Here is a 20,389-nt window from a genome sequence, read left to right on the forward strand (position 1 = left end):
TCACTCCTTCTCGTACTCTGCCTTGGCCCGGGCGGCCTCCTCCGGGTAGTGCTCGTCGAGGAAGTCGAAGAACGAGCCGGAGGTGGCGATCGCGCAGGCGAGGTGCTGGTCGAGCTGCTCGTCGGTGAGGCCGTGCTCGTAGTCGACGTTGTGCTCGGTGTAGACGCCGATGACGGTCGGCTCGGGGTCCTCCGGGTTGTTCTTCTCCTGGCGCGCGTAGCACTTGGGCCAGAACTTCTCGGTGTTCCACTGGTTGATGAGGTCGAGCATCTTCCACCACTCGGACATGGGGATGACGCGGTTCCACCGGGCGCGCACCTGGAAGTACTCGCCGTCCCGGCCGGTGACGAAGAAGTAGAACAGGTGGCCGTCCCAGTAGCCGCCGATGTCCCCGTCGTTGTCCTCGCCGTAGTTGGCCTCCCGGGCGTCGAGAGTCGCCTTGATGCGCTCCTTGCTCAGGGGCGCGAGGCCCCCGCCCGTTGCCGACTTGGTGAAGAAGCCCATCGCTGCCTCCATGTCTCGGACGGTGCACGACGTCGTCGTGGACCGGACGCCGTCGCGGCGTCTCCAGCGAGGCTAGCAGCGCTCACCGACATCAATGCGGTCGCCGCGGCGTCCGAACGCCCGACCGGACCGGTCAGCGGCCGGAGCCGCGCAGCGTTCCGGTGACGGGCCCCGCCATGTCGTAGACGGCACAGGAGACGAGCCGGTCGCCGAGCTCCTCCCAGCCCGACTGCAGCGGGGTGATCGGGTAGTAGTCGAGCGCCGAGGTCTCGTAGGGCGCCCCGACGAAGGTCTCGAACTGGTCGTAGCAGTACTGGTCGGCCTGCTGCGCCACCGCGTCGTCGCCGGGGTAGGCGTCCCCGGTCAGCTCCGTCTCGGCGTAGATCTCGTTGTCGTGCGGGCCGCTGCACGGCACGACGGGCACGCTCGAGATCTCGCTGCTGTCGGTCGACTGGTCGTTGAAGCAGTCGCCGACGACGATGGAGAAGACGTCGACGTCCCCGCCGACCGGTTCGTCCGTCGCTCCCGTGCCGTCGGTCGGCTGGTCGGTCGCGGGATCGGTCGGCTCGTCGGTCGTCGGGTCGTCCTGCGTCGTCGCCGTGTCGGTCGAGGACGGGCCGGGGTCGGCGATCGGGGCGTCACCCCGACCCATGAGGTTGATGGCGAGGAAGACACCGCCGACGACGAGGACGACCGCGAGGAGACCGAGGCCGACGAACAGCGGCGCGCGGTTCGGGCGCCGCTGCCCGGCCTGGTCGCCGTACCCGGTCGCGGGCAGGAAGCCGGCCGGCGTGGTCGAGCCGGGGGCGTACCCGCCGGGCTGGTACGCCCCGGGCTGGTAGCCCGGCTGCGTCGTGCCCGGCTGGTACCCGCCGGGCTGGTAACCCGTCGGCTGGGCCGCGCCCGCGTCGTACCCGCCGGGCTGCTGGTAGGCGCCGGGCTGCTGGTACCCACCCGGCTGGTAGCCGAGGGGCTGCGTCGTCCCGGGCTGGTAGTCGCCCTGCGTGGGTTGAGCCGGCGTCGACGGGGCGGCCGGCTGCGCGCCGTGCGTGTGCTCCGTCCAGGCGGCACCGTCCCAGTACCTGCTCTGGCTCGGGTCGTTCGGGTCCGGGTACCACCCCGCGGGACTGGACACGGCTAGCTCCTTGCACTCGGCGCTCGGTGGCGCGAGCCTACCGCCGTCGCGGGCCCGACGTCCCACGCGCCACCGACCGTGGCAGGGAGCGCGACGGCCCCGCGAGCGACGACCGCCCCGGGACGACGAACGGCCCCGCCCATCGGGGCGGGGCCGTTCACCCGGGAACCGTCGCGGGGGCGACGGACCGGGGCGGGCTAGTGGTGGCGCGAGGTCACCGGGCGGCGCCGGCGAGGCTGCCCGTCGTCGACTCCGCGGGGTCGTAGACGACGCAGGACACGAGCCGGTCACCGAGCTGCTCCCAACCGCCCTGGAGCGGCGTGATCGGGTAGTACTCCAGCGTGGAGCTCTCGTAGTCGACACCGACGAACGCCGAGAACTGCTCGTAGCAGTACTGGTCGGCCTGCTGCGCGACGACGTCGTCACCGGGGTACTCGTCGCCCGTCAGCGACGTCTCGGCGTAGACCTCGTTGTCGTGCGCCTCGGCGCACGGAACGGTCGGCAGGCTCGAGATCTCCTCGCTGTCGGAGTCGACGTCGTTGAAGCAGTCGCCGATCTTGATCGTGAAGACGTCGGTGTCGCCGCCGCTGACGATCTCGCCGGCCTCGTCGCGGGTCTCCCCGCCGGAGCTGCAGGCGGCGAGACCGAGGGCGAGCGCTGCGGCCCCGGCGACGGCCAGGGTGCGACGAAGGGGTGACATGGTGGACATGGGGCCTCCAGGGCAGTGGAGCGATGCGGTCAGGTGGGCTGGACGGGTGCGACGACAGTCGGCTACCGGTGCTACCTGGCACCCCCGAGCCCGTTCCGCCGCGTTCCGCGAGCCTCCCCGAGTCCCCCCGAAACGATCACGCGTGCGTCAGCCCACCCCGAACCCTACCGCCCAGGTGGCACGATGGGATCGTCGGCCGGCCTGTGCCATCGGCCACACGCCGGGGCGACGTCCCGGTCGACCGGAAGGAGATCGTGCGGTGACCGACCTGCTGGAGGAGGCGCGACGCCTCGTCGTCGTCGGCGACGAGCTCGTCGCCGGGTTCGGCGACCCCCGCGCGCTCGGCTGGGTCGGCCGCGTCGCCGCCCGGTCGCAGGGCGACGGCGAGGGGCTGCTCACGCTCCCCCTGGCGGTCCCCGGCGAGACGACGACGGCGCTGGCCGCCCGATGGGAGCGCGAGCTCTCCTCGCGGCGCGGCGAGCGCACGTGGCTCGTGGTCGCTCCCGGGGCGGGGGACCTCGTGGCCGGGACGTCGATGGCACGCAGCCGGCTCAACCTCGCGAACGTCCTCGACGCGGCCGCCTCGGCGCAGCTCCCCGTCCTCGTCGTCGGCGCTCCGCCGCGCTCCGACCTGCCGCGAGCGGCCCAGCGCGAGCTGTCCGAGGCGTTCGCCGACGTGTGCGGCCGGCGCCGCGTGCCCTACGTCGAGACGTTCGCGCCGCTCGTCGACCACGAGCAGTGGGCCGCGGACCTCGCCGCCGGCGACGGGGTGCACCCGGGGCAGGCCGGCTACGGGCTGCTCGCGTGGCTCGTGCTGCACCACGGCTGGTACTCCTGGCTCGGGGTGCCGGCGCCCGCCTGAGCGACCCGCGCCCCTCACCGGCACCCGCACCGGGCGACGTCAGGCGACGTCGACGACGACCTTCCCGATCACCTCGCCGGCCGCGAGCGCCGCGAGCGCCCCGTCCGAGCCCGGCACGCCGTCGAGCGGCACGACGCGGTCGACGAGCGGGCGAACACCCGTCGCGACGAGGAGGGACACGAGCCGCTCGAGCTCGACGCGGGTGCCCATGGTCGAGCCGACGACGCGCAGGCCCTTGAAGAAGACGCGGTTGAGGTCGGCGTCGGCGTCCGGTCCCGTCGTCGCGCCGGCCACGGCCACGACGCCGCCCGGGACCAGGGATCGCAGGGAGTGCGACCAGGTCGCCTTGCCGACCGTCTCGATCACGGCGTCGACGAGGTGCGGCAGGCGCGCCCCGGACTCCACGACGACGTGCGCGCCGAGCTCGCGCGCCCGCTCCGCCCGGCTCTCCGACCGGCTCGTGACGAGGACCCGCAGGCCAGCCGCCCGGGCGAGCAGGATGCAGGCCGTCGCGACGCCGCCGCCCGCACCCTGGACGAGGACGCTCTGACCGGGCCGCAGACCGGCGGCGGTGAACAGCAGCCGGTACGCCGTGAGGTAGGCGGTCGGCAGGCACGCCGCCTCGTGCGCCGACAGGCCGGCGGGTCGCGCGACGACGTTGCCCTCCGGCACCCACACGCGCTCCGCGAGCGTGCCCGGGTAGCGCTCGCTCAGCAGCGAGCGGGTGGGGTCGAGCGTCTCGTCCCCGCGCCAGGTCGGCGAGGTGACGACGCCGTGGACGATGACGGGCGTGCCGTCCTCGAGCGTCCCCGTCGCGTCGGTTCCCAGCACCATCGGGAGCTGCGACTCACGCAGCCCGACCCCGCGACAGGACCACACGTCGTGGTGGTTGAGCGACGCGGCCTCGACCGTGACGGGGATCCAGCCCGGCTCGGGCCGGTGCAGCTCGACGCTCGCGAGCCGAGCTCCCACCCCCGGGTCGTCCGGCCGGAAGGATTCGACGACGACGGCGCTCGACCTCGAGGACTCACTCATGCAGCCACGCTAGCCCCGTCCCGGCGGGGCGGGGTGGGGCCGAGGGCCCAGCGTCGTTGACGATCGAACGAGTCGAGGCACCCGGCGGCGCGGGGAGGCCGGAACGACGAGAGACGGCCGCCCCCGGATCGGGGACGGCCGTCTCGTCACGTCGACTCGGTGCCGCGAGGCACCGGTTCAGGCGTTGGGACGCTTGCCGTGGTTGGCGGCGTTGCCCTTGCGGGACTTGCGCTTGCGACCGCGCTTGCTCATGGGCGTACTCCTCATGATCGATGGGAACGCCCTATCGTCCCACATCGCGGCCAGCGGGCAGACGAGCCGCCGGTCCGGCGCCGCGAGGTCAGAGCCGACGGACGATGAGCTGGGAGAGGATCCGCACCCGCAGGGTCTCCGGCGCGCTCTCCAGGCAGGCACGCCGGATGAGGGCGCGCACCGCCTCCTCGGCGTCGGCCGCCTCGGTGCACGGGTCGCACCCCTCGATGTGGGCGCGCAGGGCGTCGGCGTCGGGCTCGGCCATCGCATGGTCGAGCAGGGCAGCGAGCCGGGCGAGCGTCTCGGCGCACGTCCCGCCCTCCGCGGAGAGGCCGGCGCCGGGGAGGGGCAAGCCGTCCTCGGCCGAGACGCCGGTCATGACTCCACCTGCATGCCGAGCCCGCGCGCGTGATCGGCGAGGAGGGCGCGGAGCTGCCCGCGGCCCCGGTGCAGCCGCGACATCACGGTGCCGATCGGCGTCCCCATGATCTCGGCGATCTCCTTGTACGCGAACCCCTCGACGTCGGCCAGGTACACCACGAGCCGGAAGTCGTCGGAGAGCTGGGCGAGGGCGTCGCGCACGACGGAGTCGCCGAGCCGGTCGAGCGCCTCGACCTCGGCCGAGCGCAGCCCGGCGGACGTGTGGGACGCGGCGCGCGCGATCTCCCAGTCCTCGACGTCCCCCGCGTCCGACTGCAGCGGCTCGCGCTGCTTCTTGCGGTAGGAGTTGATGTAGGTGTTCGTGAGGATCCGGTAGAGCCACGCCTTGAGGTTCGTGCCCGGGCGGTACTGGTGGAACGAGCCGTACGCCTTCGCGAAGGTCTCCTGCACGAGGTCCTCGGCGTCGGAGGGGTTGCGCGTCATCCGCAGGCCCGCGCTGTAGAGCTGGTCCAGCAGCGGCAGCGCCTCGGACTCGAACCGCAGGAGCCGCTCGGCCTCGGTCTCGGTCTCCCGCACGTCGACGGCACCGGCGGCACCCGGGTCGAGGGCGGCGTCGGTCACGGCGCCGTTGTGCACGGCAAGTCCGTCGGTGTTGTCGGCACCGTCCGCGGGAGCACTCATCACACCCCACCCTACGGGTGCGTCGGTCAGAAGGAGCGTGCTCACGACCGGTTCAACACCTCCCCCGCCACGACCATTCCCGCATCCTCCACGTCCGTTCGTCGCCATCCGGGAGCTGGCACTCGCCAGGAGGCCGTTCGTGCGGTAGGCATGGAGGATGCTGCGCCGCATCGCCCGTCCCCTGCTCGCCTCGGTCTTCGTCGTCGACGGTCTGCGGGCCGCCCTGCGCCCCCGGGAGGAGATCGAGAACCTCCCGCGCGCCGAGGAGGCGCTCGGCCGCGTCGCCGAGCAGATCCCCGTGCCCGTCTCACCGGACCTGCTCGTCCGCGCGCTCGGCGTCGCGAAGGCCGGCGCCGGCGTCGCGCTCGGGCTCGGCGTCGCGCCACGCGCCGCCGCCAGCCTCCTCGCCGTGCTCCACACGCCGACGATGCTGGCGCGCAACCCGTTCTGGACCGAGACCGGTGCCGCGCGCCGCGAGGCGATCGGTGGCCTCGTCCGCGACGCCGCCATCCTCGGCGGGCTCCTGCTCGCCTCCGGCGACACCGCCGGGAAGCCGTCGCTGGCCTGGCGTGCGGAGGCCGCACGGCATGACACGGCCAAAGCGGCGAAGCACGCCACGCGGGAGGCCCGCGACCGGACCAAGCGAGCGACGAAGGCCGTCATCACGAGCGCGGAGCGGGACGTCGCGAAGCTCGAGGCGACGATCGAGCGCACGGCCCGACGCAAGACGCGGGACGCGCGGAAGGCGGCGAAGCGGATCGAGCGCGACCTGCGCGCGGCCGTGAAGGACGTCGAGCACACCGTCGGCGGGGTCGTCGGGGACGTGGTCGACGGCGCCAGGGAGAAGATCGCCGCTCGATAGGCTGGCGGGGTGACTGACCCCAGATCCGGCGTGTGGCCGGCTCCCCGCGCCCACCGCCAGCTCGACGCCGTCGTCGCGGTCCCCGGATCGAAGTCGCTCACCAACCGCTACCTCGTCCTCGCGGCGCTCGCGGACTCCCCCACGACGCTGCGCTCGCCGCTGCACTCGCGGGACAGCTTCCTCATGATCGAGGCGCTGCGCGCGCTCGGCGTCACCATCGTCGAGCTGCCCGGCGGCGACCTCGAGATCACGCCGCCGTCCCGGCCCGGCGGCGCCTCGGTGCTCGAGGGCGAGACGAAGGTCGACTGCGGGCTCGCCGGCACCGTCATGCGCTTCGTCCCGCCGCTGGCCGCGCTCGCCGACGGCCCCGTGACGTTCGACGGCGACCCGCGGGCGCGCGAGCGCCCGATGGGCGGCATCATCGACGCGCTGCGCCGGCTCGGCCTGGCGGTCGACGACGACGGACGCGGCACCCTGCCGTTCACCGTGCGCGGAGCGGCGGACGGCGCCGGCGGGGTGACCAGGACCGACGGCGCGGGGGGCGGGCCGGCGATCCGCGGCGGCTCGGTCGAGGTCGACGCCTCGGCCTCCAGCCAGTTCGTCTCCGCCCTCCTGCTCGTCGCGCCGCGCCTGCCCGACGGGCTCGAGGTCCGGCACGTCGGCGACCGGCTGCCCAGCCAGCCGCACATCGACATGACGATCACCGTGCTGCGCGAGCGCGGCGTCGACGCACGCGAGCTGGCGCCCGGGCACTGGCGCGTCGCCCCCGGCCCGATCGCCGGCGGCGAGGTGCGGGTGGAGCCGGACCTGTCCAACGCCGGGCCGTTCCTGGCGGCGGCGCTCGTCGCGGGGGGCACCGTGCGCGTCCCGCACTGGCCGGCGACCACGACGCAGCCCGGCGACGACCTGCGCGAGATCCTCGGGCTCATGGGCGGCGAGGTCGACCACGAGGCGGACGGGACGCTGCGCGTCACGGGCACCGGCGTCGTCACCGGCGTCGATCTCGACCTCACCCGCGCCGGCGAGCTGGCGCCGACGGTCGCGGCCCTCGCGACGGTGGCCGACGGCCCGTCGCGGCTCACCGGGATCGCGCACCTGCGCGGGCACGAGACCGACCGGCTGGCGGCGCTCGTCACCGAGATCACCCGCCTGGGCGGGGTCGCGGCCGAGCTGCCCGACGGGGTCGCGATCGCTCCCGGCGCCCTGCACGGCGCCGACGTCGAGAGCTACCACGACCACCGGATGGCCACCTTCGGCGCCATCGTCGGCCTGGCCGTCGACGGGGTGGGCGTCGTCGACGTCGCGACGACCGCGAAGACGATGCCGGACTTCCCCGCGATGTGGACGGCCATGGTGGCGAGCGGCGCGGAGGCCCCGTGACGGACCTGCCGGACCACCTCGACCTCGACGAGTCGGACGTCCGCGTCCGGCCCGGCCGACGCGGCTCGCGCCCGCGCACCAAGCAGCGACCGGCGCACAGCGACGCCGTCGACGGGTTCGTCACCGGGGTGAGCCGCGGACGCTACGACGTGCTGGTGCCGCCACCGTCGCGTCGGCGCCGGGACGTCGAGCGCGCGCTGGAGCGCGGCGAGGGCGAGACGCTCGTGGCCGTGACGGCCCGGGAGCTCGGCCGCGGTGGCGTCGTCGTCGGCGACCGGGTGCGCGTCGTCGGGGACCTGTCGGGCGGGCGGGACGCGCTGGCGCGGATCGTCGGCGTCGTCGACCGCACCAGCACGCTGCGCCGCAGCTCGGAGGACTCCCCCGGCGGCCACGAGCGCGTCCTCGTCGCGAACGCTGACCAGCTCGTCGTCGTGACGGCGCTGGCCGACCCGGCGCCGCGCCCCCGGATGGTGGACCGGTGCCTCGTCGCCGCCTACGACGCCGGGATGGACGTGCTGCTCTGCCTCACCAAGGCCGACCTCGCCTCACCGGAGGAGTTCCTCGCGCTCTACGACCCGCTGGGGGTGCCCGCCGTCGTGACGCGGCGGGAGGACGGGCACGTCGTCGGCGTCGACGAGCTGCGCGAGCGGGTGGCCGGCCGGGTCTCCGTGCTCGTCGGGCACTCCGGCGTCGGCAAGTCGACGCTCGTCAACGCGCTCGTCCCGGACGCCGCGCGCGCCGTCGGGCACGTCAACGCCGTGACGGGGCGCGGCCGGCACACGTCGACCAACGCGGTGGCGCTCGCCCTGCCGGGCGGGGGCTGGGTGATCGACACCCCGGGCGTGCGCTCGTTCGGGCTCGCGCACGTCGAGGTCGAGGACGTCATCGGCGCCTTCCCCGACCTCGCCGAGATCACCACGGCCTGCCTGCCCCTGTGCACGCACCTGCCCGCCTCCCCCGGCTGCGCGCTCGACGCCGCCCTGGCCGCGGCACCCGAGGGCGAGCGCGCGGCGCTGGGCGCCCGGGTCGACTCGCTGCGCCGCCTCCTGCTCTCCCGATCCGACGACCTCGAGGGACCCCGATGACCGACGCCGTTCTGGACGCTGACCTGCCCGCCGACCTGGCCCTGGCGCTCGAGGTGGCCGACGCGCTCGACGCGCTCACGACCGAGCGGTTCGGTGCCGTCGACCTCGTCGTGACCGCGAAGCCCGATGCCACCCCGGTCTCCGACGCCGACACCGCGGCCGAGACCCTCGCGCGCGAGATCATCGCGCGGGCGCGGCCGGGTGACGCCCTGCTCGGCGAGGAGTACGGCGGCGAGGTCGCCCGCACCGGCCGGCAGTGGGTGATCGACCCGATCGACGGGACCAAGAACTTCGTCCGCGGCGTGCCCGTCTGGGCGAGCCTCGTCGCGCTGGTCGAGGACGGCGAGCCCGTCGTCGGCGTCGCGTCGGCCCCGGCCCTCGGGCGACGCTGGTACGCGGCGACCGGCCACGGAGCCTGGGCGCGCGTCGGGGACGGGGCGCCGCGCCGGCTCGCGGTGTCCGGCGTCGGCGCGCTCGCGGACGCGTCCGTGTCCTACGCGAGCCTCGAGGGCTGGCGCGAGATCGGGCGGTACGAGGCGTTCCTCGCGCTGCTGTCGTCCGCCTGGCGCACGCGCGGGTACGGCGACTTCTGGTCGTACGTGCTGCTGGCCGAGGGGGCGGTGGACGTGGCGGCCGAGCCCGAGCTCGCGCTGCACGACATGGCCGCGCTCGTCCCGATCGTCCGGGAGGCCGGGGGCCGGTTCACGTCGGTCGACGGCGTCGAGGGCCCGTGGGGCGGCAACGCGCTCGCCACGAACGGCCTGCTCCACGACGCGGCCCTGGCCGCGCTCCGCTGACCCCACGGCACCGAGACCTCACCCGCCGAGCTCGACCCTCCGGTCAGGAGTCGCTCAGCAGCACCCGCAGGTCGCCGAGCTCGCTCGGGTCGAACCACTGGAGATCGACCTCCCCCAGCTCCTCGAGAGCCGCCTCCTCGTCGACGGCCCGGCGCACGAGGGCGGCGGTCGCGGGCGCGTCGTCGTCCAGGTGGATCGCGACGACGTCGCGCCACGCGAGGTCGACGACACCGACGATGCTCGGCAGGTCCGCCAGCCCCGCGGGGACCTCGCCGTCGCGCACGGTGCCGGCGTCGGCCTCGACGGCGAGGACCACCCGGCGGGGCGGAGCGCCCGTCGCGGCGATCTCGAGGACCGACAGGTCGGCGGCGGTCAGGAAGGCCGAGAGCTCGAGGCCCTCGTCGTCCTCGTCCGGCAGGGCGGCCCGCAGCCGGGGCGTCACGGCGGACGCGAGGCGGCGCAGCGACGGCGTGGCTCCGGCCGCGGCGTCGATCGGGGCATCGGCGGGCAGGAGGTCAGCGGTGGTCGCTGGCACGTAGAGGCGCACGGACCCAGTCTGTCAGCCGGCGCGACGCGTCGCGCGGACGGACGCGCACCCGTCGGTCCGGCAGTGCGCCCAGCAGCTCCTCGGCGAGCGTCCGGACCGCCTGCCGGGCGGCCGAGCGGGGCGCGTGGACGGGCAGCGCCCGACCGGCCAGGAGAGCGCCCGGGACGGCGTCGTCGTACGGGATCTCGACGAGCACCTCGACGCCTCCGAACCGGCGGATCGCCTCACGCGCGTCCGCCGCCTCACGGGCGCCGACCGGGCGCGTGTGGACGAGGACGACGCGGCCCCGCGCACCCACGGCCGGCTCGTCCGCCAGCAGCGCCGCGGCCCGGCGGACGCCGACCGGGTCGGGCGGGACGAGGACGAGCACGTCGTCCGCCTCGGCGAGCACGGTGCGCGCCGCGCCGGAGCGGTCGGCGCCGCGGGACGGCGGCGGCTCCAGCCCACCCGCCACGTCGGCCACGACGAGCCGGGCGCGCGCCCGCAGCGACTCGAGCACGACGCGCAGGGACTCCGGCTCGACCTCGCGCCAGCGGTCCGAGCGGGTGAGCCCGCTGACCAGCTCGAGGCCCGGGTCGACGCGGACCAGCCGCCGCACCAGGCCGTCGGCGTCCAGCGTGCCGCCTGCGGCGGCACGACACAGCGCCGGGAGGGCCGCGCCCTCCGCCAGGACGCCGAGGAGCTGGACGAGGCCCGGCGCGACGGTGTCGGCGTCGACCAGGACCGAGGCGATCCCGGCGCCAGCGGCCTCCGCCGCGAGCGCCGCCGCGACGGTGCTCCGTCCGGTGCTGCCGACCGCGCTCCACACCGCGACGAGGCGGCCGGGGCCTGCGGCCGTCGCGGCGGCGGGGTCGACGAGGCCACGCGGCCCCGGCGGTGGTGACGCCGCACGATCCCCGACCGGCCCCGCGATGCGGTGACGGTCGGATCCGGCGCGGACCGTCCCCTCGGAGCCGGGCGCGCCGGGGGCGCCGGGTGCGCCGGGGGCGATGTCTGCGATCAGCGCGAGCACGGCGGCCTCGACGCCCTCGGCGACCTCGCGGCCGTCCGGGACGACCCGCCCCGCCCCGAGCGCGCCCGCCCGGTGCAGGTCCTCCGGCCCGGCGAGGACGACGCTGCCGACACCGAGCCGGCTCAGCTCCGCCAGCAGGGGCCGGTCGACACCGCGCCCGAGCGAGAGCACCGCGACCCGGCCGATCCCCGCCCGGGCGGCCCCGAGCAGCTCGGCCAGATCGGCGCAGCGCCGTTCCACTCGCAGCCCGTCGACGGTGCCGAGTCGCGCGACGACCTGGGGCTCCGCCGGTCCCTCGACGTGGACGAGGACGCCCGCCACCTCAGCCACCGGCACGCTCCACCACGGTGAGCTCCTCCCCCGCGGCCTGGGCCTCGAGCACGCGATCCACCACGTCCTCCGGGACGAGGATCCGCGCGATCCTGCCGGAGCCGCTGCGGAAGGGGCCGGTGTCCGACTCGACCCCGAGCACGAGCACGTCGGCGGCAAGGAGCTCGGCCGTCGCCTCGTCACCGAGCGACCGGTTGCCACCCGTCACCACCCACAGGTCCACCACCTCCCCGGCCGCGGCTCGGGCGCCGACCGGCAGCGGCACCGCCATCGGCCGGCCGTCGACGTCGGCGGCGCTCCCGATCGCCGAGGCCGGCACGAGCTCCCCGGCGCCGACGGCGCTCACGACCACGGCGTCCGGGGGCAGCTCGGTGAGGTAGACGCCGGACCCGCCGTCCCAGCCCATCCGGACCGGTTCCAGGTCGCCGAGCGAGATCCGCTGACCCGGCGTAAGGTCACTACGCGCGACCAGCGTCTCGGTCCCACCCGATGCCCGGTCGACGGCCCAGCCGCCGAGCACCACGGCGGACGCCACGAGGAGGACGCCGAGCAGCAGGCGTGGGCTTCGCCACAGCGGAGGTCGGGCGATCGTCGCCGCGGCGGGGGCTGCCTCCCAGGCCGAACCCTCCGAGTGTGGTGCCATGACGCTCCTTTCGAGAGTGGTGGACCAGGTTGGCCCGACCCATGTGACATCGTGCCAGGCGCACCTAGACATTTCGAGATGTCCACAAGCACCCATCTTCGCCGTGCGAACCTGGGCGAACGGTGTCACTATGGAGACATGGCCGATCGAATGCTCACCCTTGCCGACGTCGCGGAGATTCTCGACGTCACGGTTCCCACCGCACGCTCCCTCGTCCGCTCGGGCGAGATCTTCGGCTTCCAGGTCGGAGGCCGCGGCATGTGGCGCGTCGAGTCCAAGGAGCTCGACGCGTACGTCGAGCGCGAGAAGGCGGCCGCCGTCGCGCGCCGCGAGGCGCTCTCGCGCGACTGACCAGCCCCTAGATCGCGACCGACACGATCGCGTCCCACGGGACGCTCGCGACTCGCCCGCGGTCGCTCTCGACATCGACGTGGTCGGCACCGGTCCTCGTGACCGTGCCGGCCACGTCGTGGTTTCGCGTCTCGACGACCACCTCGACCTCGCGCGCCGCCAGCCCGCGCAGGACATGACCGAGGCCGAGCCGACGGGCGGTGCGCTCGCGGTCCGGGTCGGCCCGGGTCGCACCCTCGAGCCACTCCACCCCGCGCAGCGCGACGAGGAGCTCGCGCGGTCGCGCGCGCAGGAGGAACCAGCCGACACCGACGTCGGCGACCGCACCCTCGACGATCAGACCCGAGGCGAGCGCAACCTTGGCGACGTCGCCGCGGCCGAGCCGGTCCAGCAGGAGGAGGCGCGCGCTCTCGGCGGCGTCCACCTCCGCGACGAGGTCCTCGCGCTCGACCGCGACCTGGGCCTCGGCCTGCGCCTCGAGATCCTCGAACAGCTCGTCCCATCGCATGGCTCGACCCTGCCACACCGTCTCGGACAGCGCCTCAGCCACCGTCGAATGGGCAGTCCGTCCACAGATGCTACCCATGGATATCGGAGCGCTTGACAGCCTCAAACAATCTCCTTCACGCTGTGACGGCATCACTCGCCGTCACGTTCTAGGAGGTCGCCATGTCGAGGTCACGATGGCGGGCACGCCTGACCCTGATCCTGCTGCTCGCACTGGGGATCACCGGCGCCGCCCTGCTGCTCCTCGTCTCGGCCGAGGACGGCATCGGGCCGGACCGGCTGGTGCGGCGCGGGTTCGCCCTCCTCGGTGCGCTCGCCTGCCTGCGCTACGCCCTCGCGGCGCTCGCCGGCCTGGCGGTGGGACGCGGCGGTTCGGCCTCGCGACGGGTCTCGGCCGGTCTCCTCGCGGCCGTGGGGCCGCGGTGGGTCCGCCGGCTCGCCGCGGCCTCGCTCGGCACGGCGACGCTGCTGTCGGTGGGATCGGGGGCGCTCGCCCTGCCGGGGGTCGGGTCCGGCGCGACCGAGGCCGGTTCGCCCGCGGGAGGGAGCACGGTGGTCGCGGCCGACGAGGCCGCGGAGATCGACCTCGGCGTGCGGTCGACCGCCCCGGGGATGCTGGGGCAGAAGGTGCGCCCGACCGCCCCGGGTGACGGCGGCACGGTCACCCCGGCGGCCGGAGCTGAGGCCGTCCCGGAGGCGGGTTCCGGGACGGGTCTCGACGCGGAGGCCGTCTCGTCGAGCGAGGGCGCCGGACGAGGCGACGCAACCGACGGCGCGACGAACGACGGCTCGGACCTCGGCTCGGGCGCGGTGGCATCAGGCGACGGACCCGAGGCGGACGGCGAGGGGCTCCCGGCCGATCGCGGAGGGCCGGGGGCGTTGGCCGGCGCGCCGGCGGTGACCGGCGCCAAGGTGAGGCCGAGCGCGACCCCGACGACGCAGCCCGCATCCGCCGGCGCGGATCCGAGCGACCCCGAGAGCACCGGCCACGCAACGGCCACGAGTGCACCGACGATGCCGACGCCGGCCCCGCCGTTCGACACGTCAGCCTCGGCATCGCCCACGGCCGAACCGGTGAGTGCGTCGCAGACGGTCCCCGCCCCCGCCGTCGAGGGCGCCTCGGCCGAGGGCGTTCCCGCGGCGTACACCGTGCGGTCGGGCGACAGCCTGTGGGACATCGCGCGGGCGCACGGCGCCGAGACGGACGCCGAGATCGCCGACGCCTGGCCGCGCTGGTACGAGCTGAACCGCGACGTCATCGGCGCCAACCCCGATCTCATCCAGCCCGGCCAGATCCTCCGGGTCCCGGCCGCCGACCTGACGGGAGCCCCGTCGTGAGCGCCGAGCCGATCACCGTCCTCCCCGCCCCGGAGCCCGGCGGAACGCCGATCACGCCGTACCGCCCCGCACCGCTCATGCGGCCTCGCCCCGTGCCCGTCGAGGCGTCGCCGCGCGATCGCGAGGACACGCGACCGCGACCGCGGGCCGCCCGGCCGGTGGATCCCGACACCTGGGCGCGCGCGGTCGTGATCGCGCTCGCCGAGGTGCTCATGGGGGCGCGGCCGGCCCAGCAGCTCAACCGGTGGCTGGAACCCGACCTCTACGCGAGGGTCGCGCGGCGGGCGGGACTGGCGGTCCGGCTGGGCGGTCGACCGACGAACCCGGCCCGCGCCCACGTCATCGGGCTCCGGCTGAGCGAGCCCGTCCCGGATGAGCACGAGGTCAGCGCGGCCGTGCACGACGGCGAGCGGGTCCGCGCGGTCGCCCTGCGCATGCGCCGGGTCGGCGGCCGCTGGCACGTCGTCGACGCCGAGGTCGGCTGACCCGCCCATCCGGACCAACGGTGGCCACGGCGGCGGCGGCCCGAGTGGCCGGTCCAGCGGTGGCCACGGTGTCGGCTGTGGCCACGCCATGGCCGGGTGACACCGGCCAGCCGGTCCAGCGGCGGCCACGGCATCGGCTGTGGCCACGCCGGGACCGGGTAACACCGGCCAGCCGGTCCAGCGGGGGCCACGGCATCGGCTGTGGTCACGCCGGGACCGGGTAATGCCGACCAGCCGGCCCAGCGGGGGCCACGGCGGCGGCGGCCCGAGTGGCCGGTCCAGCGGTGGCCACGGGTTCGGCTGTGGCCACGCCGGGGCCGGGTGACACCGGCCAGCCCGTCCAGCGGTGGCTATGGCGTCGGCTGCGGTCACGCCGGGACCGGGTGACACCGGCTATCCGGTCCAGCGGTGGCCACGGCGGCGGCGGCCCGAGTGGCCGGTCCAGCGGTGGCCACGGGTTCGGCTGTGGCCACGCCGGGACCGGGTGACACCGGCCAGCCCGTCCAGCGGTGGCTATGGCGTCGGCTGCGGTCACGCCGGGACCGGGTGACACCGGCTATCCGGTCCAGCGGTGGCCACGGCGGCATCGGCCCAAGCAGCGGGTCCAGCGGTGGCTATGGCGTCGGCTGTGGCCACGCCGGGACCGGGTGACACCGGCCATCCGGCTCAGCGGTGGCCACGGCGGCATCGGCCCAAGCAGCCGGTCCAGCGGTGGCCACGGCATCGGCTGTGGCCACGCCGGGACCGGGTGACACCGGTTATCCGGCTCAGCGGTGGCTATGGCGTCGGCTGTGGCCACGCCCGGTCCGGGTGACACCGGCTATCCGGCTCAGCGGTGGCCACGGCGGCGCCCACGGCCACGCCACGCCACGGCCGCTCGGCGCGTCGGCTACTTGCGCTTGCGCGCCTGCTTCTGGGCGCGGCGGCGCTCCTCGCGGTTACCCGAGCCGGACGACGACGCCGCAGCACCGGCTCCGGCGCCCGCGGCACCCGCACCACCACCGGCGCCACCCGAGCCGGCGGCCCGCGGACCGCCCTTGCCACCCGGACGGTTCGACACCACGAAGGCCGAGCCGCTCTCGTCGGGCGCCGAGTAGCTCAGCGCGCCGGACGTCGCCGGGGCGTCGATGCCGAGGGCGCGGTCGAGCGCCGCGGCCCGGTCGCCCTGCCCGGGAGTCGCCGGGGCGGGCGGCTTGCCCGAGCCGGAGCCCTCATCCGCCCCGCCGTCGACGGCGTCCTCGACGGTCGCGACGTCATCGTCGTCCGCCGAGTCCGCCGTGGCGGCACCGTCGGCCGAGTCCGTCGCATCGCCCGCGGCCGCCTCGACGGCGACGGTGACACCCGCGCCGGTCGCCCCGGCCGCGGCCGCCGCGCGCTCGTCCGAGGAGTCGCTGGCGCTGGCCGGGACCTCGAAGTTGAACAGGTAGCCGACGACCTCCTCGCGCACCGCGTCGTTCATCGCGTTGAACATGAGGAAGCCCTCACGCTGGTACTCGACGAGCGGGTCGCGCTGGGCCATCGCGCGCAGGCCGATGCCCTCCTTGAGGTAGTCCATCTCGTAGAGGTGCTCGCGCCACTTGCGGTCCATCACGGCGAGCACCACGCGGCGCTCGAGCTGACGCATGAGGTCGGAGCCGAGCTGCTCCTCGCGGCGGCCGTAGGCGTGCTGCGCGTCGGACAGGACCTCGCTGAGCAGGCGCTCCCGCGTGAGCTGGACCCGGCCGCCGACGGCCTCGTCGACCTCCGCGACGGTGATCCCGATCGGGTAGATCGGCTTGAGGAGGTCCCACAGCTCCTCGAGGTCCCACTGCGCCGGGTCGGGCTCGGCCGTCGCGTTGGTGACGGCGGCGGTGAGGACCTCGGTGACGAACGTCTGGACCTGCTCCTGCAGGTTCTCGCCCTCGAGCACGCGGTGGCGCGTGCCGTAGACGGCCTCGCGCTGGCGGGAGAGCACGTCGTCGTACTTGAGGACGTTCTTGCGGATCTCGAAGTTGCGCCCCTCGACCTGCCCCTGCGCGGAGGCGATGCCGCGCGAGACCATCTTGGACTCGAGCGGCAGCTCCTCGGGGTAGGCCGAGGAGTTCATGAACCGCTCGGCGAGGCCGGAGCTGAACAGCCGCATGAGGTCGTCCTGCATCGACAGGTAGAACCGGGACTCGCCCGGGTCGCCCTGACGGCCGGAGCGGCCGCGGAGCTGGTTGTCGATCCGGCGCGACTCGTGGCGCTCGGTGCCGAGCACGTAGAGGCCACCGAGCTCGACCACCTCGTCGTGCTCCGCCGCGACCGACTCCTGCGCCTCCTTGAGCGCGGCCGGCCACAGGGCGTCCCACTCCTCCGGCGTCTCGGACGGGCTGTACCCCTGGTCGGTGAGCGCCGCGACCGCCAGGTGCTCGGAGTTGCCGCCGAGCATGATGTCGGTCCCGCGGCCGGCCATGTTGGTGGCGACGGTGACGGCGCCCTTGCGCCCGGCCATCGCGACGATCGAGGCCTCACGCGCGTGGTTCTTCGCGTTCAGCACCTCGTGCGGGACGCCCTGCCGCTTGAGCCGCGTCGACAGCGCCTCGGACTTCTCCACCGACGTCGTGCCGACGAGGACGGGCTGCCCCGTCGCGTGCCGTTCGACGATGTCCTCGACGATCGCGTTGAGCTTCGCGTCCTCGCTCACGTAGACGAGGTCGGGCTGGTCGATGCGCTGCATCGTGCGGTTCGTCGGGATGGGCACGACGCCCATCTCGTACGTGCTCTGGAACTCGGCGGCCTCGGTCATGGCCGTACCGGTCATGCCGGAGATCTTGTCGTAGAGACGGAAGTAGTTCTGCAGCGTGATCGTGGCGAGCGTCTGGTTCTCGGCCTTGATCGCCACGCCCTCCTTTGCCTCGATCGCCTGGTGCATGCCGTCGTTGTACCGACGCCCGGCCAGCACGCGGCCCGTGTGCTCGTCGACGATGAGGACCTCGCCCTTGAGGACGACGTAGTCCTTGTCCCGCTTGAAGAGCTCCTTCGCCTTGATCGCGTTGTTGAGGAACCCGATGAGGGAGGTGTTGAGCGACTCGTAGAGGTTCTCGATGCCGAGGTGGTCCTCGACCTTCTCGATGCCGGGCTCGAGCACGCCGACGGTGCGCTTCTTCTCGTCGACCTCGTAGTCGACGTCGCGCTCCATCCGCCGCGCGACCCGCGCGAACTCGGAGTACCACTTGTTCGCGTCGCCGCCGGCCGGCCCGGAGATGATGAGCGGCGTGCGCGCCTCGTCGATGAGGATCGAGTCAACCTCGTCGACGATGACGAAGTTGTGGCCGCGCTGCACCAGGTCGTCCGTCGTCCACGCCATGTTGTCGCGCAGGTAGTCGAAGCCCAGCTCGTTGTTCGTGCCGTAGGTGATGTCGGCGGCGTAGACGGCGCGCCGCTCGGCCGGCTTCATGCCGGAGAGGATGACCCCGGAGGACACGCCGAGGAACCGGTACACGCGCCCCATGAGCTCGCTCTGGTAGCTCGCGAGGTAGTCGTTGACGGTGACGACGTGGACGCCCTTGCCCGAGATCGCGTTGAGGTACGCGGGCAGCGTCGCGGTGATGGTCTTGCCCTCACCGGTCTTCATCTCGGCGATGTTCCCGAGGTGCAGGGCGGCCCCGCCCATGAGCTGGACGTCGAACGGGCGCTGCCCGAGCACGCGCCACGCCGCCTCGCGAACGACCGCGAACGCCTCGGGCATCATGGCGTCGAGGCTCTCGCCGTCCTTGTGCCGCGCCCGGAACGTGTCCGTCTCCTCGCGCAGCTCCGCGTCCGTCAGGTCCTGGTAGGAGGACTCCAGCGCGCCGACCTGCGCGGCGATCCCCTGCAGCTTCTTCAGGACACGGCCTTCGCCCATGCGGAGGATTCGGTCGAGGATCGAGGCCACGTGCTCAGCTCCCAGGTCGTCGTCGGCTGCGCCTGCGCCCGGCTCGGACTCCTCCGACCGGGCACGCGTCACCGTCACCGCTACCGCGGTGCGCGTTCCATCGTAGGCGGTCGCCGCGCCGCACGGCGCACCGGGCGGCCAGGCCGCGGGCGGGAGGGGGCGACGGGGACCGCGCCGCTCGCCGCACCGCCCGGTCCGAGGTCAGCGCGCCCTCGGCTGGCGCGCCTCGAAGCCCCACTCGCGGTCCGTGAGCATCCGGGCCACCGCGAGGCCGATCGCGATCCCGAGCATGACGACGCACGCCTGCACGCCGTAGGCGATCGCGGAGGAGGTGGCGCCGTCCCCGAGGCCGGACATGGCGAGGTAGGTCGTGGTGCCGGGCACCATGATGACGACCGCGGGGACGGAGACGATGACCCGCGGCGAGCCGATCGCCGGCGCGACGTACGCGGCGACGACACCCACCACGAGCGCCGCCGACGCCGCCGCGACCGCCGGCGGGGTCCCCGAGTCCACCATGAGGATGCGCGCGACGTTCGGTCCGGCGCCCACCGCGGCCGCCGTCAGCGCCACCCGCCACGGCGAGTTGAACATGAGGGCGAACCCGAGCACGCCGGCGAAGCTCGCGACGAGCTGGGCGAGCCGCCCCCACAGGTCGTGGTCCGGCGTGACCGCGGGATCGGGCGCCCCGCCGAGCGTGTGCGCGATCCCCCACACGACGACGGCGGCCGCCGACACGATCATCACCGCGTAAGTGAGCCGGGCGACGCCGGCCGAGATGTCGAGCCGGGCGAGGTCGAGGGCGGCCGTGACCAGCGGGAAGCCGGGGACGAGGAAGAGGACGGCGGCGATGTAGCCGTTGCTGCCGCCCCAGGCCTCGCCCAGCGTCGCGCCGAGGATCCAGGTGAGCGCGAGGTAGCTGAGCGAGGCGACGAGAGCCGCGACCATCGTGGTCCCGATGATGTTGGCGCGGGCGTGGTGCATGAGCCGGCGGGTCATCTGCCCGAGCGCCGCGCCGACGGCCGCCGCGATGAGCTCGCCCCAGCCCTCGCCGAGCAGGAACGCGAACGCGCCGCAGGCGATCCCGGCGAAGAGGCCGGACAGGTACCAGGAGTAGAGCGGCTGGCGGGCCTCGATCGCGTCGAGCCGCCGCTCCAGCTCGGCCGGCTCGATCGACCGGCCGGCGAGCGAGCCCACGAGGTCCTGCAGCCGGACCAGCCGGTCGGCGTTGACGCCGACCTCGCGCAGCTCGGTGACCTCGGTGCGGAAGGAGTGCCCGCGGTGGGACGTCGTGGTGATCTCCGTCAGCGTGACGAGCGCGTGGTGGCGCTCGATCCCCAGCGCGGCCGCGACGTTCGCCATGTGGTTCTTGACGCGGTAGCTCCCGGTGCCAGACGCGAGGCTCATCCGCCCGACGCGCAGCACGAGGCCCGAGCGGTGCACGAGGTCGAGCTCGTCGTCGTAGCCGGCGCCCAGCTCCTCCTCGATCTCGCGCTGGATCCGGCGCTCGACCTGCCGCCGGCCTGCCGCGGCGTCGCTCCTGGGTGCCTCCACACCGGCCAGCATGGCACGGACGCCTTCCGGAGCACTGGGCCCTC

At 74.6% G+C, this 20,389-nt stretch carries 21 protein-coding genes; 8 read left to right on the forward strand and 13 right to left on the reverse strand.

What is annotated here, in order from left to right; translation table 11 throughout:
* From EDD28_RS01245 to EDD28_RS01255, 3 genes are all read right to left on the reverse strand, one after another.
* The gene (locus EDD28_RS01245) at nt 1-516 is read right to left on the reverse strand and encodes a type III secretion system chaperone family protein (RefSeq protein WP_245967858.1); all 516 of its coding nucleotides are present in this window, start codon (nt 514-516) and stop codon (nt 1-3) included.
* Nucleotides 517-637: 121 nt separating this feature from the next.
* The gene (locus EDD28_RS01250) at nt 638-1,639 is read right to left on the reverse strand and encodes a DUF2510 domain-containing protein (RefSeq protein ID WP_170169309.1); all 1,002 of its coding nucleotides are present in this window, start codon (nt 1,637-1,639) and stop codon (nt 638-640) included.
* A gap of 214 nt (nt 1,640-1,853) precedes the next feature.
* A complete protein-coding gene (locus EDD28_RS01255; protein WP_123737981.1) occupies nt 1,854-2,348 on the reverse strand; it encodes a septum formation family protein in 495 nt (164 codons plus the stop codon).
* Between the two features lie 268 nt (nt 2,349-2,616).
* On the opposite strand from EDD28_RS01255, the gene EDD28_RS01260 reads away from it, so the two are divergent.
* The gene (locus EDD28_RS01260; RefSeq protein WP_425469973.1) at nt 2,617-3,210 is read left to right on the forward strand and encodes a GDSL-type esterase/lipase family protein; all 594 of its coding nucleotides are present in this window, start codon (nt 2,617-2,619) and stop codon (nt 3,208-3,210) included.
* A 39-nt stretch (nt 3,211-3,249) separates the two neighbouring features.
* Here the strand turns inward: EDD28_RS01260 and EDD28_RS01265 are convergent, their stop codons facing one another.
* From EDD28_RS01265 to EDD28_RS01275, 4 genes are all read right to left on the reverse strand, one after another.
* The gene (locus EDD28_RS01265; protein WP_123737983.1) at nt 3,250-4,245 is read right to left on the reverse strand and encodes a zinc-binding dehydrogenase; all 996 of its coding nucleotides are present in this window, start codon (nt 4,243-4,245) and stop codon (nt 3,250-3,252) included.
* Between the two features lie 177 nt (nt 4,246-4,422).
* Nucleotides 4,423-4,497 carry a 50S ribosomal protein bL37 gene (locus tag EDD28_RS18175; protein WP_425469974.1) on the reverse strand — a complete coding sequence of 25 codons (75 nt, stop codon included), beginning with the start codon at nt 4,495-4,497 and terminating at the stop codon, nt 4,423-4,425.
* An 88-nt stretch (nt 4,498-4,585) separates the two neighbouring features.
* Nucleotides 4,586-4,876: a mycothiol system anti-sigma-R factor gene (gene rsrA / locus EDD28_RS01270; RefSeq protein WP_123737984.1), complete on the reverse strand. Its 291-nt coding sequence runs from the start codon at nt 4,874-4,876 to the stop codon at nt 4,586-4,588.
* Nucleotides 4,873-5,559 (reverse strand): sigma-70 family RNA polymerase sigma factor, encoded by a 687-nt coding sequence (locus EDD28_RS01275; protein WP_123737985.1) that lies wholly within the window; start codon nt 5,557-5,559, stop codon nt 4,873-4,875. The genes rsrA and EDD28_RS01275 overlap by 4 nt, the downstream gene beginning before the upstream one ends.
* Before the next feature lie 157 nt (nt 5,560-5,716).
* On the opposite strand from EDD28_RS01275, the gene EDD28_RS01280 reads away from it, so the two are divergent.
* The 4 genes from EDD28_RS01280 to EDD28_RS01295 are packed head-to-tail and all read left to right on the forward strand — an operon-like array spanning nt 5,717 to nt 9,683.
* Nucleotides 5,717-6,421, forward strand: coding sequence for a DoxX family protein (locus EDD28_RS01280; RefSeq protein WP_123737986.1), 705 nt, complete (start codon nt 5,717-5,719; stop codon nt 6,419-6,421).
* 9 nt (nt 6,422-6,430) lie between these two features.
* Nucleotides 6,431-7,801: a 3-phosphoshikimate 1-carboxyvinyltransferase gene (gene aroA, locus EDD28_RS01285; RefSeq protein ID WP_123737987.1), complete on the forward strand. Its 1,371-nt coding sequence runs from the start codon at nt 6,431-6,433 to the stop codon at nt 7,799-7,801.
* 5 nt (nt 7,802-7,806) lie between these two features.
* A complete protein-coding gene (gene rsgA, locus EDD28_RS01290; protein WP_123739849.1) occupies nt 7,807-8,886 on the forward strand; it encodes a ribosome small subunit-dependent GTPase A in 1,080 nt (359 codons plus the stop codon).
* Entirely contained in the window at nt 8,883-9,683 is an 801-nt protein-coding gene (locus tag EDD28_RS01295; RefSeq protein WP_123737988.1) for an inositol monophosphatase family protein, read from the forward strand. Before rsgA ends, EDD28_RS01295 begins: the two co-directional genes overlap by 4 nt.
* Nucleotides 9,684-9,726: 43 nt before the next feature.
* Here the strand turns inward: EDD28_RS01295 and EDD28_RS01300 are convergent, their stop codons facing one another.
* The 3 genes from EDD28_RS01300 to EDD28_RS01310 are packed head-to-tail and all read right to left on the reverse strand — an operon-like array spanning nt 9,727 to nt 12,215.
* Nucleotides 9,727-10,230, reverse strand: coding sequence for a DUF6912 family protein (locus tag EDD28_RS01300; RefSeq protein ID WP_123737989.1), 504 nt, complete (start codon nt 10,228-10,230; stop codon nt 9,727-9,729).
* Complete coding sequence (locus EDD28_RS01305; RefSeq protein ID WP_148059507.1) at nt 10,199-11,572, reverse strand: CpaE/TadZ family protein; 1,374 nt, start codon at nt 11,570-11,572, stop codon at nt 10,199-10,201. The genes EDD28_RS01300 and EDD28_RS01305 overlap by 32 nt, the downstream gene beginning before the upstream one ends.
* Entirely contained in the window at nt 11,565-12,215 is a 651-nt protein-coding gene (locus EDD28_RS01310) for a hypothetical protein (RefSeq protein WP_123737991.1), read from the reverse strand. The genes EDD28_RS01305 and EDD28_RS01310 overlap by 8 nt, the downstream gene beginning before the upstream one ends.
* Before the next feature lie 138 nt (nt 12,216-12,353).
* Between EDD28_RS01310 and EDD28_RS01315 the strand changes: the two genes are divergently transcribed.
* Nucleotides 12,354-12,566, forward strand: a complete 213-nt coding sequence (locus EDD28_RS01315; protein WP_123737992.1) for a helix-turn-helix domain-containing protein — start codon at nt 12,354-12,356, stop codon at nt 12,564-12,566.
* 7 nt (nt 12,567-12,573) lie between these two features.
* Here EDD28_RS01315 and EDD28_RS01320 read toward each other — a convergent pair whose 3' ends face one another.
* Nucleotides 12,574-13,074 (reverse strand): hypothetical protein, encoded by a 501-nt coding sequence (locus tag EDD28_RS01320; protein WP_148059508.1) that lies wholly within the window; start codon nt 13,072-13,074, stop codon nt 12,574-12,576.
* Nucleotides 13,075-13,235: 161 nt separating this feature from the next.
* On the opposite strand from EDD28_RS01320, the gene EDD28_RS18030 reads away from it, so the two are divergent.
* Both EDD28_RS18030 and EDD28_RS01330 read left to right on the forward strand, forming a co-directional pair.
* The gene (locus EDD28_RS18030) at nt 13,236-14,411 is read left to right on the forward strand and encodes a LysM peptidoglycan-binding domain-containing protein (protein ID WP_123737994.1); all 1,176 of its coding nucleotides are present in this window, start codon (nt 13,236-13,238) and stop codon (nt 14,409-14,411) included.
* The gene (locus EDD28_RS01330) at nt 14,408-14,896 is read left to right on the forward strand and encodes an Rv3235 family protein (RefSeq protein ID WP_123737995.1); all 489 of its coding nucleotides are present in this window, start codon (nt 14,408-14,410) and stop codon (nt 14,894-14,896) included. The genes EDD28_RS18030 and EDD28_RS01330 overlap by 4 nt, the downstream gene beginning before the upstream one ends.
* An 889-nt stretch (nt 14,897-15,785) precedes the next feature.
* Here EDD28_RS01330 and secA read toward each other — a convergent pair.
* Both secA and EDD28_RS01340 read right to left on the reverse strand, forming a co-directional pair.
* Complete coding sequence (secA, locus tag EDD28_RS01335; protein WP_425469959.1) at nt 15,786-18,761, reverse strand: preprotein translocase subunit SecA; 2,976 nt, start codon at nt 18,759-18,761, stop codon at nt 15,786-15,788.
* A gap of 231 nt (nt 18,762-18,992) precedes the next feature.
* On the reverse strand, nt 18,993-20,345 hold the full coding sequence (locus EDD28_RS01340; protein ID WP_245967861.1) for a threonine/serine exporter family protein: 1,353 nt from the start codon (nt 20,343-20,345) through the stop codon (nt 18,993-18,995).
* Nucleotides 20,346-20,389: the final 44 nt, after the last annotated feature.

Source organism: Salana multivorans (assembly GCF_003751805.1).
Lineage (GTDB): Bacteria > Actinomycetota > Actinomycetes > Actinomycetales > Beutenbergiaceae > Salana > Salana multivorans.